13 protein-coding genes are annotated in these 15,978 nt (G+C 67.1%); 10 read left to right on the top strand and 3 right to left on the bottom strand.

The features are described 5' to 3' along the window. Positions 1 to 544: 544 nt before the first annotated feature. On the bottom strand, positions 545 to 1,678 hold the full coding sequence (locus ABDB74_RS01540; protein WP_346621241.1) for a glycosyltransferase: 1,134 nt from the start codon (positions 1,676 to 1,678) through the stop codon (positions 545 to 547). Positions 1,679 to 1,916: 238 nt separating this feature from the next. On the opposite strand from ABDB74_RS01540, the gene ABDB74_RS01535 reads away from it, so the two are divergent. The 7 genes from ABDB74_RS01535 (at position 1,917) to ABDB74_RS01505 (ending at position 9,464) form a co-directional block, all read left to right on the top strand. Continuing rightward, positions 1,917 to 2,822 (top strand): hypothetical protein, encoded by a 906-nt coding sequence (locus ABDB74_RS01535; protein WP_346621239.1) that lies wholly within the window; start codon positions 1,917 to 1,919, stop codon positions 2,820 to 2,822. A 151-nt stretch (positions 2,823 to 2,973) separates the two neighbouring features. Continuing rightward, complete coding sequence (locus ABDB74_RS01530; protein WP_346621238.1) at positions 2,974 to 3,942, top strand: glycosyltransferase family 2 protein; 969 nt, start codon at positions 2,974 to 2,976, stop codon at positions 3,940 to 3,942. 66 nt (positions 3,943 to 4,008) lie between these two features. Beyond that, on the top strand, positions 4,009 to 4,809 hold the full coding sequence (locus ABDB74_RS01525) for a hypothetical protein (RefSeq protein ID WP_346621236.1): 801 nt from the start codon (positions 4,009 to 4,011) through the stop codon (positions 4,807 to 4,809). 78 nt (positions 4,810 to 4,887) lie between these two features. Then, positions 4,888 to 5,664, top strand: a complete 777-nt coding sequence (locus tag ABDB74_RS01520) for a Wzz/FepE/Etk N-terminal domain-containing protein (RefSeq protein WP_346621235.1) — start codon at positions 4,888 to 4,890, stop codon at positions 5,662 to 5,664. Beyond that, on the top strand, positions 5,661 to 6,950 hold the full coding sequence (locus ABDB74_RS01515; protein WP_346621233.1) for a hypothetical protein: 1,290 nt from the start codon (positions 5,661 to 5,663) through the stop codon (positions 6,948 to 6,950). The genes ABDB74_RS01520 and ABDB74_RS01515 overlap by 4 nt, the downstream gene beginning before the upstream one ends. A gap of 11 nt (positions 6,951 to 6,961) precedes the next feature. Next, positions 6,962 to 8,323, top strand: coding sequence for a hypothetical protein (locus ABDB74_RS01510; RefSeq protein ID WP_346621232.1), 1,362 nt, complete (start codon positions 6,962 to 6,964; stop codon positions 8,321 to 8,323). Next, positions 8,292 to 9,464, top strand: a complete 1,173-nt coding sequence (locus ABDB74_RS01505) for a glycosyltransferase family 4 protein (protein ID WP_346621230.1) — start codon at positions 8,292 to 8,294, stop codon at positions 9,462 to 9,464. The genes ABDB74_RS01510 and ABDB74_RS01505 overlap by 32 nt, the downstream gene beginning before the upstream one ends. Positions 9,465 to 9,513: 49 nt before the next feature. Here ABDB74_RS01505 and ABDB74_RS01500 read toward each other — a convergent pair whose 3' ends face one another. After that, entirely contained in the window at positions 9,514 to 10,698 is a 1,185-nt protein-coding gene (locus ABDB74_RS01500) for a glycosyl hydrolase (RefSeq protein WP_346623830.1), read from the bottom strand. A 1,152-nt stretch (positions 10,699 to 11,850) separates the two neighbouring features. Continuing rightward, a complete protein-coding gene (locus tag ABDB74_RS01495) occupies positions 11,851 to 12,144 on the bottom strand; it encodes a hypothetical protein (protein ID WP_346621229.1) in 294 nt (97 codons plus the stop codon). Positions 12,145 to 12,364: 220 nt separating this feature from the next. On the opposite strand from ABDB74_RS01495, the gene ABDB74_RS01490 reads away from it, so the two are divergent. The 3 genes from ABDB74_RS01490 to ABDB74_RS01480 all read left to right on the top strand — a co-directional run bounded on the left by ABDB74_RS01490 (position 12,365) and on the right by ABDB74_RS01480 (position 15,974). Further along, complete coding sequence (locus ABDB74_RS01490; protein ID WP_346621227.1) at positions 12,365 to 14,686, top strand: EAL domain-containing protein; 2,322 nt, start codon at positions 12,365 to 12,367, stop codon at positions 14,684 to 14,686. Positions 14,687 to 14,785: 99 nt separating this feature from the next. Continuing rightward, complete coding sequence (locus ABDB74_RS01485) at positions 14,786 to 15,175, top strand: S-adenosylmethionine decarboxylase (RefSeq protein ID WP_346621226.1); 390 nt, start codon at positions 14,786 to 14,788, stop codon at positions 15,173 to 15,175. Position 15,176: 1 nt separating this feature from the next. Continuing rightward, a complete protein-coding gene (locus tag ABDB74_RS01480; RefSeq protein WP_346621225.1) occupies positions 15,177 to 15,974 on the top strand; it encodes a hypothetical protein in 798 nt (265 codons plus the stop codon). Positions 15,975 to 15,978: the final 4 nt, after the last annotated feature.

Genomic DNA, 15,978 nt, shown 5'->3' with positions numbered 1-15,978 from the left:
TCCGTGCGCATTGACACCGGTAAAAGAGTGGACCCGATCCTCCGCGATGGGACCAAGTCAGCACGGAACCGGAGACGACCAACAAGAAGGTCGCTTCCACGAAGCCCAGGTAGGTCGGCGCCTCGATACGCCTCTCTCAACGACGTGGTCGCCGATATGCAACGCCACCACGACAAGCACCGCAATGAGCCGCGTCCCGGTCAACGCATCAAGCCACTGACGCCTGGTCGATTCCGCGTCTACGACGCCAGCAATACATCGTACATGTCCCGCGAGCGAGCAATTACGGCGCGCAGTCGCCCGCGAGAGCGTCGATCTCTGCACATTATCGACGGCTCCCCCTAACCCCGCTGCAATGCTTGCCCTCACGGACGTGCGCGGAACGCCAGAACACCTTCAGAGAAACCCGATAGCGCCAGGATGCGAATGCGCGACACGGGCGCGTCTACGCGAACGCCCGTTCACCGGCACGCTACGACGGGACGGGCAGCAGTACGCTGAAGACTTCACGACCTACTGCATTACGCAGATTGCAAGTCCACCACTACTTTCGCTCCAAGAAGCCTATTAGCGGTCTCGTAGCTGCCGACCACGAATGATCTTCCGCCACTGCCCGCGCCCCTGCATTCCCTTCCGCCGCGCCGATGTCGGGCTCACGCAGCCTGAGCACGATGGCGTCCGCCATATCCTTGGGCGCGTCGGCCACCGTCACACCCCGGCCGATGAGGTCCTCCAAGCCCTCCGCCCCAACTGTCGTGGCAACAACCGGCCTTCCAGCGGCTAGCGCCTCCAGAATCTTCAGCCGCGATCCCCCACCTGCGCGGAGCGGAGCGATCGCAACGCGCGTCCGTTCGTAATAGGGTGCGAGATCGGGGACAGTGCCGGTCACAGTCACGCTCTCATCCGCCAACGCCCGCAAGACAGCACTCGGATTTCGTCCAACGAGCCAAAGCTGCGCGTCCGGCACCTGCCTTCGCACCCGCGGCCATACGTGAGCACAGAACCACGTGGCCGCGTCCACGTTGGGCGCCCATGACATCAGTGCTACGAAACTGACGATGGGATCGCGGCCATGAGGCAGGGGCTCAGGCTTCTCCCACGCGTTCGGCACGACGAGGACGTGTGGGTGCCGGACCACGTTGCGCAGCAGCAACTCGTCCACATCGCTAACCACTGCGACAGCGTTCACCGCTCGGACCGCTGTCCGCTCCAGGCGCCGAAGGGCGCGCGCTTCGAAATGAAGGGCAATTCGGCGCACTCCCCGCTGCGCACGAGCAAGGCGGCCAGTAAGCGACGACTCGATATTGTGCATATCCAGCACCGTCGCAGCAGCCTTCACCCGCTTGGCATAGGGGAAGAGTTGCACGTGCTCCACGATGAGCACAGTCTCCTCCGCCCCCACGGCGTCGCGCACAACCGCGGCTAGGCGGGGGTCCCAGAAGCGACCTGCCGTGATGCTCCCCGACTGGAGGAAGCCCAGGAGGTGCCGGAGGAAGTTACCCCGTCGAGGTAGTTGTCTCACCCGGATGCCCTCCGCCTCGAGCGGCGTCGCATCTTCATCCGGGCCGGCGAAGGCGCAAACCGTCACCTCCCCGTGCTCCGCCAGGGCGCGCACGATGCCCAGGGTCCTGCGCTTGTCCCCGCTGTTGGGCGGCCAGGGCACGAACTTGGCGATCACTACACTCCGCACCGGACTCCCTCGGGAAGATCTCGCCAACCGGGTTGATCGTTGACAGGGGGCGGAGCCTATCCCCATAGGTGGAACCCGTCATAGGTTGACGAACGGCCACCTTCCGACCGAGACTCGCTCCGCCCAGCGACACGGGTGTGTATCCGGTCACGGCTAAGCCCAGCGACACAGCGCACTCACTTTGATTCGGGCACACCAATGGAATCTCGAGCTCGCAGGGTAGGACATGATGCGGTCCCAGGACGCACAAGCAGGCACGATCTGGATTTCCGGATCCGACTCCAATTACTTCCCACTGTTGAAAGATGCTGTTCAATCATTTATCCGCTTCCCGCAGAGCAAGGATGTCCCGATGGGCATCCTCGACTTCGGCCTCGCCCAGGATGAACTCGACTGGCTTCGGGCTCGTGGGGCACAGGTTGTCCGCCCCACATTCTTGATGGACATGCCTCCGGAGCTACAGACCGACAGGAACCTGAGCTACTTGGCGAGGCTCTATCTTGCCGACTACTTTCCTCACTACAGTCGGTACCTCTGGTTCGACGCCGACGCATGGCTCCAGACGTGGGACTCGGTCGATGCTCTAGTTTCTGGTGCCGAGACGCACGGGCTTGCCATCTGCCACGAGAAGGAGGACAGCTATCGGCTGCAGCCCTGGCTGCTCCGATGGACGCTGAAGCACTACGCCCTTGGTTACGGCTTCACCAACGGCCTGCGTCTTGGACTCAGGCGGAACCTGGTGAATGCCGGGATCTTCTGCATGCGCGCCGACGCGCCACACTGGTCGATCTGGCGGCGCGCACTGCGAGAAGCTATCGCACGAACTGGGAACGTCACACCCCATGACCAGTTCGCCTTGAACAAAATCATCTTCATCGACGGGGTCGGAGCGAAGCTTCTGCCTCCGCGGTTCAACTGGATCTGCGGGCGGGGGATGCCCGTGTGGGATGGTGCCGCAGGCCTGTTCACAACGCCCCACGCAGACGCGGAGGCAATATCCGTCCTTCACCTTGCGGGGGCAGATGCCAAGACCAAGCTGTTCGACGTGCCTACCCGTGCGGGTGATCAGATCCGCTGCGGCTTTCGGTACAGTCAGCGCCCCGACGCGAAGCCAGGTATCGCGAGCGAGTGACCCCGCCCATCGACTCGCGATCGACGGGATCGGGCCGGCTCTTAGTCGAGTGCGACCCGGTGCCGACTAGGCCTTCCCCACTTGCGAACTGGACGTCATACATGGGCAAGGAGTTCAAGTGCTAATCAGGGCCGCGACAGTACCGCCACCCATGTCCATCACAGTGGTGATCCCCTCACGCAATGAGGCGAGCAATGTCGCACGGGTGGTGCAGATGATCACCTCACAAACCCGTCAGCCCACCGAAGTGGTAGTTGCGGACGGCATGTCAACGGACGGGAGCCGGGAACTGTGGCAGGCAGCCAAGATCCCCGGCGTTCCGCTTAAGCTTCTGGACAACCGACGGAAGTCAGTACCGGCGGGTCTGAATCTAGCGTTAAGTGCTGCCTCCGGAGAACTCGTCGCTCGCATGGACACTCATGCCCACTACGCGCCAAATTATCTCGAGAAGGTCGCTACTCTGCTCGAGACCCGCGCCGACGTTCAGGCTGTGGGGGGCGCCATGGCCACTGCGGGAAGAGGTCCATGGGGCTTGGCCATCGCAGCGGTTCTGCGCAGGCCATTCGGACTGGGCGGGGCCAGGCACCGGGTCAATGGCACGGAGGGGCCAATCCAACACGTTTTCTCTGGTTGCTACAGACGGACTGCGTTAGCGGAGGCGGGCGGCTGGGATGAGCGCCTTCTAGCCAATGAAGACTTCGAGGCGGATCTCCGCGTCGCCCAGTCGGGAGGGACGATATGGCTCAACCCGGAGGCGAAGTCCACCTGGTACGTGCGCGAGTCACCACGCGCACTTGCGAAGCAGATGTGGCGGTACGGCTACTACAAGGCACTCACGCTGTTAATGCACCCGCGATCGCTGAGGAGTCGACAGTTGGCGCCGCCGGCCTTGGTCCTCGGCATGTGCGCAGCCGGTGCGGCTGGTCGACGCCCCCTGTTGGCCGTCGGCGGTGTCTATCTTTCGTTCGCCATGTTGTCCGGCGCAGCAGCAGCCCGCACCGACGGGGCCAGCCCTTCGCGGGGAGCGCTCGTTACACCCATCGTCCATCTTTCCTGGGGCGCCGGCCTCCTCGCCGGCCTCGTGCGGTTCGGTGGCTCTGCGGCCATCGGCCGGCGGTGAACCGTGGTTGATCCAGCCGGTACACGATCGTTCCCAGATGTCATAGCAGCCTCGGTCCGTCACCGAGTGCTCGTGCTGCTCTCCGCCCTCATGGGTGCCGCTATCGCGGGAGCGGTCGCTGTGGCCCTGCCTTCCACGTACGAAAGCGAAGCCGTCCTCCTCTGGCGCCCGGACGCTGGACTTGGCGCGGTCGGTGTTCAGTCGCAGTCCAGCAGCGGTGATCTCAACCGTGAGTTGAACACCCAGACGGAAGTCGTTCAGGGAGACGCTGTGGTCGCGGCCGCGGCACGAACGACGAGTGTCGACGCGACCGCACTTCGTCGGGCGATTGACGTTGCGACCGAGTCGGACGCGAACCTCCTGAGCCTGAGGGTCTCCGGCCCTTCTGCCGAGGCCGCGCGGGATCGTGTCATCGCGGTAACCAACGCCTACGTTGAGCACCAACGGGACCGTGGTCGCCAGAACTTGTCCGCGCAGGCCGACGCCTTAGTGGCGAGCATTGAAGCGTTGAACCAGCAGTTGGCCGCCCTTGAAGGCGCGGACAACGTCACCGAGTCCCGCCGCGCTGCGCTGCTGAGCCAACTCGCCCCGCTCGCCCTCCAAGAGGAGCAGCTACGCGCCGCGGCTGCCGCATACGCAGGGCCGGTGGAAGTCCTCTCGGAAGCGTCCCTCCCTACGGATGCCTCCGGGATCGGGGTGCCCGTTGGACTTTCCCTCGGCGCCATCCTCGGCCTCGCGCTCGGTAGCCTCCTTGCCATGCTCAAGGACGGGTGGACTGCGGTGCGCCAGCGTCCTGAAGCGCCGGCCATGAGTCAGCCACACAAGGCCAGCAGCAGTAGTGCCTCCAACACCGCTCCGGGACGGTGACTCCTTTGCCAACTCCCGCAACAAGCCGAGATCCGCTTCCGGGAGTGCCTACCTCTGCCCTCGCGGAGCACGACTGACGTGAGCCAGTCCGCCTTTCGGCCGTTCGCGGAGATACGCCGCAATTGGCGACTCATTGCCCTTCTGACGATCCTGGGTGGACTTGTGACGACCGCCGCCCACAGCCTGCAGGGCGACATCTTCACCAGCCGGGCGTCTATCCAGGTGACCGACGCCCGGGTTCTTGGCGGCCCACTGAGCGGCTCTGGCCAGGAGCTCAGCCGACGCGTGTCCAGTGTCGCCTCGATCATCCAATCCGACACGGTTCTCGCGTCCGCCGCTGAAGGCCTCGGCGTGTCGAAGGAGCGACTCGCGGCATCCCTCAGGGTTCAGGCGAGCCGAGTCAGCAACACCGTCACCGTTGAAGCACACGCCGCGTCGCCGGGAGAAGCGCATCGGATGCTATCCAGCGCCGTGGCGAGCACGGATTCCTGGCTTGTTCACCAGGAACGGACTGAGTTGTATCGGAGAGCGGCCGCCCTACAACCCGCTATTGACCGCGCAGCCGCCAGCGCGGCCGGTCTTGGGGATACGGGCGCAGATTCGGCTGTTGTTCTTGATGCCCTGGTATCTACACAGGAGCTCCTACGCCTCCGCGCTGGACAGGTGACTAGCCCCCTGGCGACCTTGTCGCAGCCTTCCCTACCGAACATGCCCACCGGGGACCATGAGCTGATCACCCTGACTACAGGCGCGGCTCTCGGGCTGGGGATGGGCATCTTCCTGACTCTCTTTCAAGCCACATCCATGCGGCCCACTTGGTATGTGCCGGACACGCCGACCGGTACCAAGACATGAGCACCGCGACCATCCCGTACGAGGTCCGTGCGGCCGAGGAAGGTGCGTTCCGCCTGACGGCCGCCGCCCTCGTGCTCCTCCTAGTCACCCAGCGGCTCGTGCTGCCAACGGGCGGGGCCCAGATCCCCTTCGCACTCCCCGTGATCGCGGTCGCGGCACTGATTTGCCTCCGGCGGGGCCGGCTCGGCCTAGACCGCCAGCGCCTTCGTTACTACTCGCTGTCGATGGTCATCCTTCTAGCGCTTTCGCTCTGGCACATCGGGTCAGGGCGCGAGGTATCACTGGCGTCTATCGGGCTTCTTCTCGTGACGTATGCAACGGCCACGCTGACTATCCCCGGCATGTCCGAGCGCTCAATACGCCGCGTTCTGCGACTTTATGTCAACCTCATGGTCGGGGCAGGCGCTATTGCGGTAGGCCAGTTTGCACTGCAATACTTGGGCATCCAGAGTCGCGACTGGCTGGCCTCAGTTGTACCGCCCGCCTTCCTCCTATCTGGGTATAACACAGGCGACCCGATCAGCTACGGGGCGGATATCATTCGCTCCAACGGTGTGCTTTTTGTCGAGCCGTCGTTCCTTTCCCTTTTTGTCGGCGTCGCATTCGTTGTGTGCATCAACCTGCGTGCGCCGGGGTGGAAGCTGATAATTCTGGGCTTGGCCGTCGCCACCACCGTTGCGGGAAACGGCGTCGTAGTGATCATCATCGGGTTGGCCACCTCTCTCCTGGGACGCCAGAGGCGCAACGCAGTCCGGGTGCTCATCCTCGGCGGCATAGTCTTCCTCGCCGCCTCACTCACGCCGCTCGCAGGACTCGTCGTGCAACGAGTGGACGAGATAGCAGACCCGGGATCGAGCTCCAGCCAGCGACTCGTGGAGCCGTACGATATCTTGATGCCAACCGTCATCTCCGATGCGGCGACGTTCCTGTTCGGTCAGGGTGCGGGCGTGGCGGACGACATCATCGCCGCGACCGGTGCGTCGGGCGTCCTGGCGCCGGTTCTTGCCAAGCTGCTCGTGGAGTACGGGGCCATCGGCACGGCGGGGTTTCTGCTGTTCATATTTCACTCGCTCGGGGCGCCAAGCGTCCGCCGTCCGTGGGCTGCCGGCATCTTAGTCGCATACTTCTTTGTGAATGCCGCGCTCCTCCAATATACGCTGGCCACCTTCGCGATCATTCTACTTGGCCTTCTCAGGCCTGCGGCGCAGACTATGCGCTTCGAAGCGGGTGTCGGCTTCCTAAGAGGCGCGCACCGCCATAGAAACGCCGCCGGTGGGAACCTGTGAGAGGGCTCCGTATGCGGGCGTTCTGGGTTATTTCCGACCAGGCGCTCTCCAGCCTCGCCAACGCTGCACTGACCATCGTCGTGGCCAGAACTGTGAGCGCCGAGGGATATGGCGCATTCGCGTTGGCCTTTGCTGTCTACAGCCTCGTCATCGCGATGTCGCAATCCGTGAGCGGCCAAGTCGTCGTAATTCGATACTCCGCTGAGTCTCCGACAGTTCTGAGGCGAGCCGGTTCGGCCGCCAGTGGCGCGGCGATCTTGCTCGGTGGCGCCTGCGCCGGCATAACCGCCGCCGCGTCTCTTGTGCTGGGCGCCGCCCCACCGGGCGACGTGCTGCTCGCCGTCGGCGTCCTTCTTCCAGCACTGGTACTGCAGGACACTTGGCGGACGGTGTTTATTGCCCACGGCAAGCCCGTAAGATCCTTCGTGAATGACGTCGTATGGGTAGCTGCGCAGGCGGTGTCGATCGGCACACTGGTGGCTCAGGACGTCGATTCCGCCGCCGCATATGTCGTCGCGTGGGGCTCATCCGCGGCCGTCGCTGCCATAGTCGGCTGCTGGCAACACGGCGTTGGCCCGCGCTTCCGCGGTGCGGCATGGTGGTTCTCCGCTCACCGTGAGGTGAGCGTCCCATCTCTGGCCAACGCACTCGCAATACTTGGAACCACACAGATCGCGCTTTTTCTCATCGCAGCCATCGGGTCAGTCGAAGACGTGGGCCCGATTCGAGCGGCGCAGACTCTGCTAGGCCCCTTGAACATCCTCGGCTTCGCACTAGCCTCGTTCTCGGTTCCGGAGATCGTACGTCGAAGCCTCAGTAGGCGCCGTTTGACGCAGGTCGCAGTGGGCCTGTCGGCCGCCATGGCGCTCGTGACGGTCGCTTGGGGCACCACACTACTGCTTCTACCGGACGATGTCGGCGTGGCACTGCTGGGAGAAACGTGGCCAGCAGCTCGGGATGCGTTACCTGCCATGGTCGCTTTCGCGTGTCTTACAGGAGCCACCACCGGTGCTTCTGCAGTCATGCGCGCCCTCAACCGCGTGAAGTTCAACTTGGCTATGGCACTGGTTCTCGGACCACTGATCGTGCTGCTTTCGACCATTGGCGTCAGCGTCGCCGGTGCCACGGGTGCTGCGTACGGCTTCGCTGCCGCAGCGGCTCTCGCGTTCGGGCCGTCATGGTTCTTCTTCGTTCGGGCACTGCGATTGGGCCGTCGGGAGCAGACGCTGCCCACTACGGCGGGCTCGAGGCCGCTGCTGCAGCAAGCAACGGTCGGCAGCATCGACAGCCGGTTGCCTACGGCACGCGGCGACGAACCTATCAAGGATGAAGGAGCACAGCGTGAAGATCGCCCTGTACCACCACACGCCTAGTAATCCCGATGCGGGTGCTTCACGCGTCTACCACGTTCTATCGGCCGGCCTGCAGGAGGCAGGTCACGAAGTTCGGGTCATGCACCTCGATGACATGGGGGCCCCACGATCACAGCGGGGACAGCTGATCCTCACAAGGTTCGCTCTGCCGCAGTTCGTGAGCGCGAACGCTTGGGCGGACCGCGCGGCCGATGATGACGTTGTGATGTCGTCGTCAGGGATGTGTTTCCCGTTCTTCCGGCGCTTGCGCAGACTGGGGCGCCGAAGGCCGCTACTTGTCAACCATCTGCACGGTCTGACGTCCTTCGACCACGCCGCCAACACCACCGAGGCTCAGGTCGGCCACTGGCCGACATCCGTTCCATATCGACTCATCACTGGCCCGCTCCCCGTGCGGTGGGACAGAGCAGGAGTCCTGTCGTCGGATCTGACCGTGGTGCAGAACCATCGAGACCTGGGTGACGTCCGCGTCTTCGCACCAGAAACCACTGCCGTCGAACTCGTGCCACCGTCTGTCCACCCGGATATCCTCGCTGCCAGCGACGCGATGGCGCCCATCGAACGCCGTGACGGTCACAGCATTCTCTGGTTCGGCACATGGGAATCGCGAAAGGGATCGTACTACGTCCCGTCCGCCTTTCGGGATTTGCGCCGCGAGTTCCCTGGCGCACGGCTCACCATCGGCGGCACCGGCAAGGGTCCTGCCGAACTCCTGAGAGATTTCGATCCGGCCGATCGGGGTAGCGTCAATATACTCGGCCGCATCTCGAGGTCCGAGCACATCGACGTCATGAATCAACACGCGATATTTCTGTTTCCGTCTTTATCGGAGGGTTTCGGGCTAGCCCTGCCAGAGGCGCAGTCGATGGGCCTCGCCGCCGTCACGACAAACACCGCCTTCGGTGGTGACTATCTGGCAGATGGCGTTTCCGCGCGTATCACCGCCCCGTCCTCCGTCCACCTCGCCCGTGCACTCGGGGATCTCATGCGAGACAGCGCCCACCGCACTTCGATCGCTTCCCGCGGGCGTGATGTTGCGCGGGGCTTCACTCAAGATCGAATGGTTCGGGCGTATGTGGAGGTGTTCGAGCGCCACATCCAGAGGTTGGCCGAGGAGGCTGGGGGGCCGGAGCGCTGGTAGCAGCGTCCCAACTCGCTGCTGGTCCTCCAGTCCAGCGCTCGCGCTGGTATCAGAAGTTCTGACGGTATGCCGCCGAAGACGCAGGCATCGTGGCCGCTCCATAGAAGCGGTAGTCTTCGCCGGTTGTGTGCAGGACGTTGAACAAGATCTCATAGCGGATCTGGCCCGGCCCACTTCCTGCGTTCGCCCGAACGAAGTTGCTGAACAGCTCTACATAAAGGGCTGAATCACCCTGACTTGGGACGCTGGACCATTCGGGGATCGCCAGAGGAAGACCGACCTGGCGGGCGAACTTCACATGCTGGCCCAAACCCTTGGGGGCGCCGTATCCGTCGACAGCGTCGAGCGATGCCTTCCACTCAGCGGCCGTGTCCACATACGGCCACTGATTGTAGTAGTCGACCCCGATGACGTCGACGTACTCACGTCCGGGGAAGGTCGTACGCCAATCGATGCCTGTGCCTACCGATTCTCGGTTCACACAGAAGACCAGCTGAGCCGCGGGAAACACCTCTTGCTGGATGGCCCGGAATCGCTTCCATGCGGAGATGAAGTCTACGTAGTTTCGGGAGTTGACAGCCCAAGGGTACCAATCGGCGTTCATCTCGTGAGCAAAACGGATGAAGAGTGTTCCAGAGCGCTGGCCCCACAATTGGCGAAGGCGCGTCAACGACTCCCGCCACCGACTGTCGTAGGATCCGGCAGCTGCCGCCGACCACGTTTCCCCCCTGTCGATGGCCCCAATAGCAATATCAAGGTCGCCGTCCCAGTTTCCGAACTCTGCGCCCGGCTGCAAGGACCAGAGGTGGCGTTGCCCCTCATTGCTGTCAGCCCAAGTGCCCGCGATCTCGACAGGGGACCCGCGCCAGACGCCGAACTCTCCCGGTGCAACTCCGTGTCCAGACGCACCAGACAGCCATCCTGGCGAAGGATCAGTATTCCGCCCACCTGCGGTCGTCGGATCCCGAGTCCGGCCTTGGGAGTGCGTAGCTTCCGGGACGGAAGCCCCAGTAGGGCCCTCCGCGTACTCCTTGGTGGAGGCGTCGGATTTCTTCGGAGCGGAAGCGCGCTCTTGGCTAGCCTCGGCTTTCGGATCCTCGCCCCGCTCTAACGACCCGATGCTTCCGTCTGTGTTGACCCCGCCTGTGCCGCGCGATGCGTCCAGAGGCGACGTAGACCGTGGCGCAGCGCCTGCGCCTGCATCAACGTGATCGCGACGCCCGTCACCTGCCATCGCGGAGGCGAGAGCCACCGACATGCTGACGGTGACAACTGCGATGGCGGGAACCCAACGGCGGCGTCTCAACTGAACCCTCTGCTGTTGCGACTTGAGCCCGCCGGATGGTCGAGCCCGTGGGGCCTGGCAGCCCCGCCTTGCGGTCGACAGCCATCGAGCCCCAGTGTTCCACCTTCGGTCCGCCGGGGGGTGACCGATGGTGTGTTCGCGTCGCCCGCGTCGGTTGGTGATATTTGCGAGCCGCACTCCCCTGCTTCACGATCGGACTGTCATACGCACCATGCCACGCGGACACTGCCCGTCGGTGCCCGGCCAGTTCCGATCTTCGACGGCCCGCTACCTGTCCGGACCGGCCTGCGGACGCGTACTGATGCATCCGACCGTGCGTTGGTAACGATGCTGGTTGCCAAGAACCGGGGCACCCAGCCCGCATCTCCTCGTCCTGCTACGCGCCCGGTGATGACAGCAGGGCCACTGAGGTGCGCTGCTGTCACGATCACTTCGGGAACTGGCGTCGCGGCTATGCCGCACGTGCCCACGTTCGACGACACGTAGGCTGTTTCGGCGCGGCCCGCGGCCGCGCTCCTGCCTTTCTGGGCATGCCCTGTCCGTCCGGTGGAGCGACGCCACCCGCACTGAAGTCCTGACCGGCTACTGGGGTGCGACGCCGGCCCCCGCGTCAACCAGCTCGTCGGTGCCCTAGCTAACCCTGTTGGAGCTCTGCACTTTTCGTCACAGTTCGACAACCGGCGCTTCAGCACCGTCTACATCCAGACTCGCGATGACGACGCCGCCAGCTGCGCTGCGGCAGGCCCGCGATGGGTGAGTGCACCGTGTGCACCCGGACCGTCTGCACCGACCACTCCGACCTGTGGGCTGGGCGCCGGCACACCCCAGGAGAACAGCGCCAGCGCGACATTGACCTGGCTGATGGTGCAGCAACTGGCCATGCACCGCCCGCCCCGCCGGGGACGGCCTGTTCGGCCTCGCCTTCGGCTCCGCGGAGGCACCGACCCTCATCGGCACCAACTCGACTGGGAGCCGGTGGCGGTGACGTTCCGGACGCGGGCGTAGTCGTCGCGTAGGTCGACGTCCCGCCGGCAGGCGCCGCGGCGGCGCCGGAGGTGTCGAGGCGGCGACCGCCCGGCGTCACGCCGCTGCGGGTAGCAGGCGCAGGCGCGCCCAGAAGCCGGTGGACCTCGTCGAGGGCTCGCCCGGCGACCGGGCGCCGGTGTCGATGCCGGCCTTGCCGCCGGCCTCGGTCGGGGCCGCGGGCTCGAGCACCACCACCGGCGCGTCCCCGGATTCGGCATGCGCCGCAGCGCCGGTGTGCGACACGGGGATCAGGCGGGCGAGCTCGGCCGGCCCGTAGGCCGACGGCGGCGCGGCGTGGCGGCCGTATCCCACGACCTCCGGGCTGCACAGGGCGACCGTGGCGGTCATCGGCAGCGGCACCGTCCCCCTGTCGGCCCGAGGACCGGTCATCCGCGGCGACGACAGCCCGTCCTGACCGACCGAACGCTCCATGCCTACGTCATCGGCGGTCGCGGGCCCACCCGTGACCGTGTACCGGACGGACCGGTCCGCGGCGCGACTCCCCCGTCCGGGTGACCCGGGCCCGCACCAGGTGGAGTCCACCCGTTCCGCAGCCGTTGTCCCCGACATGGATCAGCGACATCGGGACACGGCTGCGCGGCGGCGCCCCGGCCGCGCGCTGCTCCTGACGATCGGCCTGGTCGCCCTGTTCGCCACCGGCACCGGACAGCGTCCGGCCGGCGCGGCGTGGGACCGCACGTACGACGTCGTCCTCTTCAACCTCCCTTACCTCGCCGCTGCGGCGGCATGCGTGCTGGCGGCGCGACGGGTGCGGACGGAGCGGACGGCCTGGGCCGCGCTCGCCGTCGCGATGGTCCTGGGCGCGGTCGGCAACGCGCTGCGCGCGCTCTCCGCCGGCCTGGAGGGCAACGAACCGTCATCAGCGCTCGCGCACGTGGTCATGCTCGCGGCCTACCTGGTCATGTACGTGCCGGTCGTCGTGCTGATCCGCGCCCGGGTCCCGCGCTTCCACCCCAGCATGTGGCTCGACGGCGTGGTGGCGGCCCTCGGCAGCCTGGCCGCCGGGGTCGCCTTCGTGCTGGGCCCCTACCTCCGCACCGGCCCCGGCGAGATCCCGGTGGCCGCCGTCGACCTCGTGGCTCCGATCACGGCGGTCCTGCTCATCGCCGTGGTCATGGCCGTCGGCGGCATCCTCGGCGTGCGCCTCGACCGCACCTTCGTGCTGCTCGGCGCGGGGCTGGGCCTCATCGCCGTCTCCGACATCGCCCTGTTCGCCCTCAAGGTGCAGGGCACCTACGTCGACGGCGGGCCGCTCGAACTCGGCTGGCTCGCCGCCGTCGTCCTGGCCTCCGCGGCCGCCGAGGGCGCGGGTGAACGGCCGGCCCCCGCCGACACCACCGGCACCCGCATCGGCTGGCGGCTGCTCGCCGTACCGCTCGCCTGCCTCGTGGCCAGTCTGGCCGTGCTGAGCCCGGGGTGGTCGGAGCCCGTCCCCGACGTCGCAGGATGGCTGGCCATCGGGTGCGTGCTGGCCGGCGTCGTCCGCATCGCCGTGACCTTCCACGAGGTGCGCGGGTACAACCAGGTCAAGCGCGAGTCACGGACCGACGAGCTGACCGGGCTCGCCAACCGTCGTTCGCTGCTCGAGCGGGCCAAGCGTGTCGTCGCCGCGGCCACCCCGGCGCGGCCCGCGGCGCTCCTGCTGCTCGACCTCGACGGGTTCAAGGAGATCAACGACAGCCTCGGCCACTCCGCCGGCGACGACCTGCTGCGCCAGGTCGGCCCGCGGCTGCGCAGCTCCCTGCGCTCCGGGGACGTCCTGGCCCGGCTCGGCGGCGACGAGTTCGCCGTCCTGATGCCGGCCGCGGAGACCGCCGAGGCGCGCACGCTCGCCGAGCGGCTGCACGGCCTGCTGCTCGCGCCGTTCACGGTGGCCGGCGTCCGGCTGCACGTCGGCGTCAGCATCGGCGTCGCGACCACGCCCGCGCCGGCGACCACCGTCGAGGAACTGCTGCACTGCGCCGACGTCGCCATGTACAGCGCCAAGCGCGCCCGCGAGGGCGTGCACGTCTACGTGCCCGACCCCGTCACGGGTACCGCCGGCAGCGGCCGGCTGCGCACCATGGAGGAGTTGCGGACCGCCCTCGCCGGGGACGAGCTCGTCGTCTTCCTGCAGCCCCAGATGGACCTGCGCGACGGCCGGATCGTGGGCGCCGAGGCCCTGGTCCGGTGGAACCACCCCACCCGCGGTCTGCTCTCGCCCGCCCACCTGCTGCCGGCGGCCGAGCAGGCGGGACTGCTGCGGCCGCTGACGGACCGGGTGCTCGAACTAGCGCTCGAGGCGGCCGCCCGCTGGTGGCCCGGCCACCCGGTGCCGGTGTCGGTCAACCTGTCGGCCGCCAACGTCACCGACCTCGACCTCGCCTGCAAGGTCGCCGCGGCGCTGCACCGGCACGGGCTGCCCGCGCGGGCGCTCACGCTGGAACTGGTCGAGGACACCCTCATGGCCGATCCCGAGCGCGGCCGCACGGTCCTCGCCGACCTGCGCCGATCGGGCGTCCGCACGTCGATCGACGACTACGGCACCGGGTACAGCTCGCTGGCCTACCTGCGGCACCTGCCGGCCGACGAGCTGAAGCTGGACCGCAGCCTGACCGCCGACGTCGACCGCGATCCCCGGGCGGCGGCCATCGTGCAGAGCACCGTCGCGCTGGCCCACGCCCTCGGCCTGAGCCTCGTGGCCGAAGGGGTCGAGAACCTGGCGACGAGCGCCACGCTGGCCCGCCTGGGCTGCGACGTGGCCCAGGGGTACGCCATCGGCCGCCCCATGCCGGTCGAGGAGTTCCTGCGCTGGCTGGCCGCCTCGGACTCCGGCCTCGTCGACGAAGCGCTGATCCCGCAGCTCAGCCGGCATACGAGCCGGGGCTGACTCCGAAGGGTCACGACGACGCCCTCGGGGTGACGCACGACCGGGCGACACGCCGACCGGGATGACCACCCTGCGCTATCGGGTGTGGACTATGAGCGGGTGACGTTGTCCCCCCCCGCCTCTGACCTGGTCTTCCGCCCCGCCGCCTGGCGCGACCTCGCTCCGGAGATCCTCCGGCAGCGCCTGGTGATCGAGGGGTACCCGGCCGCACCCGTCGACGACGCGCAGATCCGGACGTACCTCTCGGCGCTGTCCCGCGAGGTCGACATGGTGCAGCTCCTCGAGCCCGTGACGCACCGCTCCGACCTGTACGGCTGGGCCGGCTGGATCCACTGGGAGACCTCCGGGGCGCACTTCTACGCCTGGGAGCAGCCGCGGCTGTTCTTCTCGGTCGACATCTACACCTGCAAGGCGTTCGACCCGGACGTCGCCGTCGCCTTCACCGCCGACTTCTTCGACGCCGGCACCGTCGTCGCGAAGGGCTTCTGACATGGCGCTCCGGCTGCTCGTGGCGCACTCCCCCGAGGAGCGGGACGCCGCACGCCAGGTGGAGGCCGACGTCTTCCTGCAGGCCTTCGGCAACACCCCCGAGCTCCTGGCGGAGGAGTACGGCCCGTACGAGGCGCGGTCGCGGTTCGTCGCGGTCATCGACGACGCGAGCGGCGCCGCGCTGGGCACCGCCCGGCTGATCGTCGCCGGCGCGAGCCCGGTGAAGACCCTGCTCGACGTGGCGGGCGCGCCGTGGCACCTGCCCGTGGCCGACAGCCTGGGCGCCGTCGACCTCGCGCCGTCGGCCGTGTGGGACGTGGGCACGCTGGCCGTGGACCCCCGGTTCCGCGCCGGCGCGGCGGGCGCCGAGGTCAGCGTCGCCCTGTGCCACGGCATCTGGCGGTACGCCCGCAACTGCGGCGTCCCCGGCCTGGTCACCATCCTCGACGACCGGGTGCGCCGGCTGGTGCGCGCGATGGGCCTGCCCTGGTACCCGATGGCGGGTGCCACCTCGCAGCCCTACCTGGGCTCCCCCGCCAGCACCCCCTGCGTCTTCGTCGTGCGGACGGCGGAGTCCGAGGTCTACGGCGCCCGCCCGGACCTGGCGCCGGCCCTGGACCACGGCGTGTTCCGCTCCATCACCGTCGACCCGGCCGACCTGGCGCCGACCCGCGGGGTCCTCGTCGAGCCGGCCGCACCGGTCGAGCGTCCGCTGCCGCCGCCGCGCCGCGACACCACCGGGTGGCGGCCGCCGACGTCCCGCCGCGAGGAGCTGATCGCCCACCCGCCCGGCGCGTAGTCCC

Origin of the sequence: Blastococcus sp. HT6-4 (assembly GCF_039679125.1) — a bacterium.
Lineage (GTDB): Bacteria > Actinomycetota > Actinomycetes > Mycobacteriales > Geodermatophilaceae > Blastococcus > Blastococcus montanus.
This window is presented reverse-complemented; position numbering and strand designations above follow the sequence as displayed.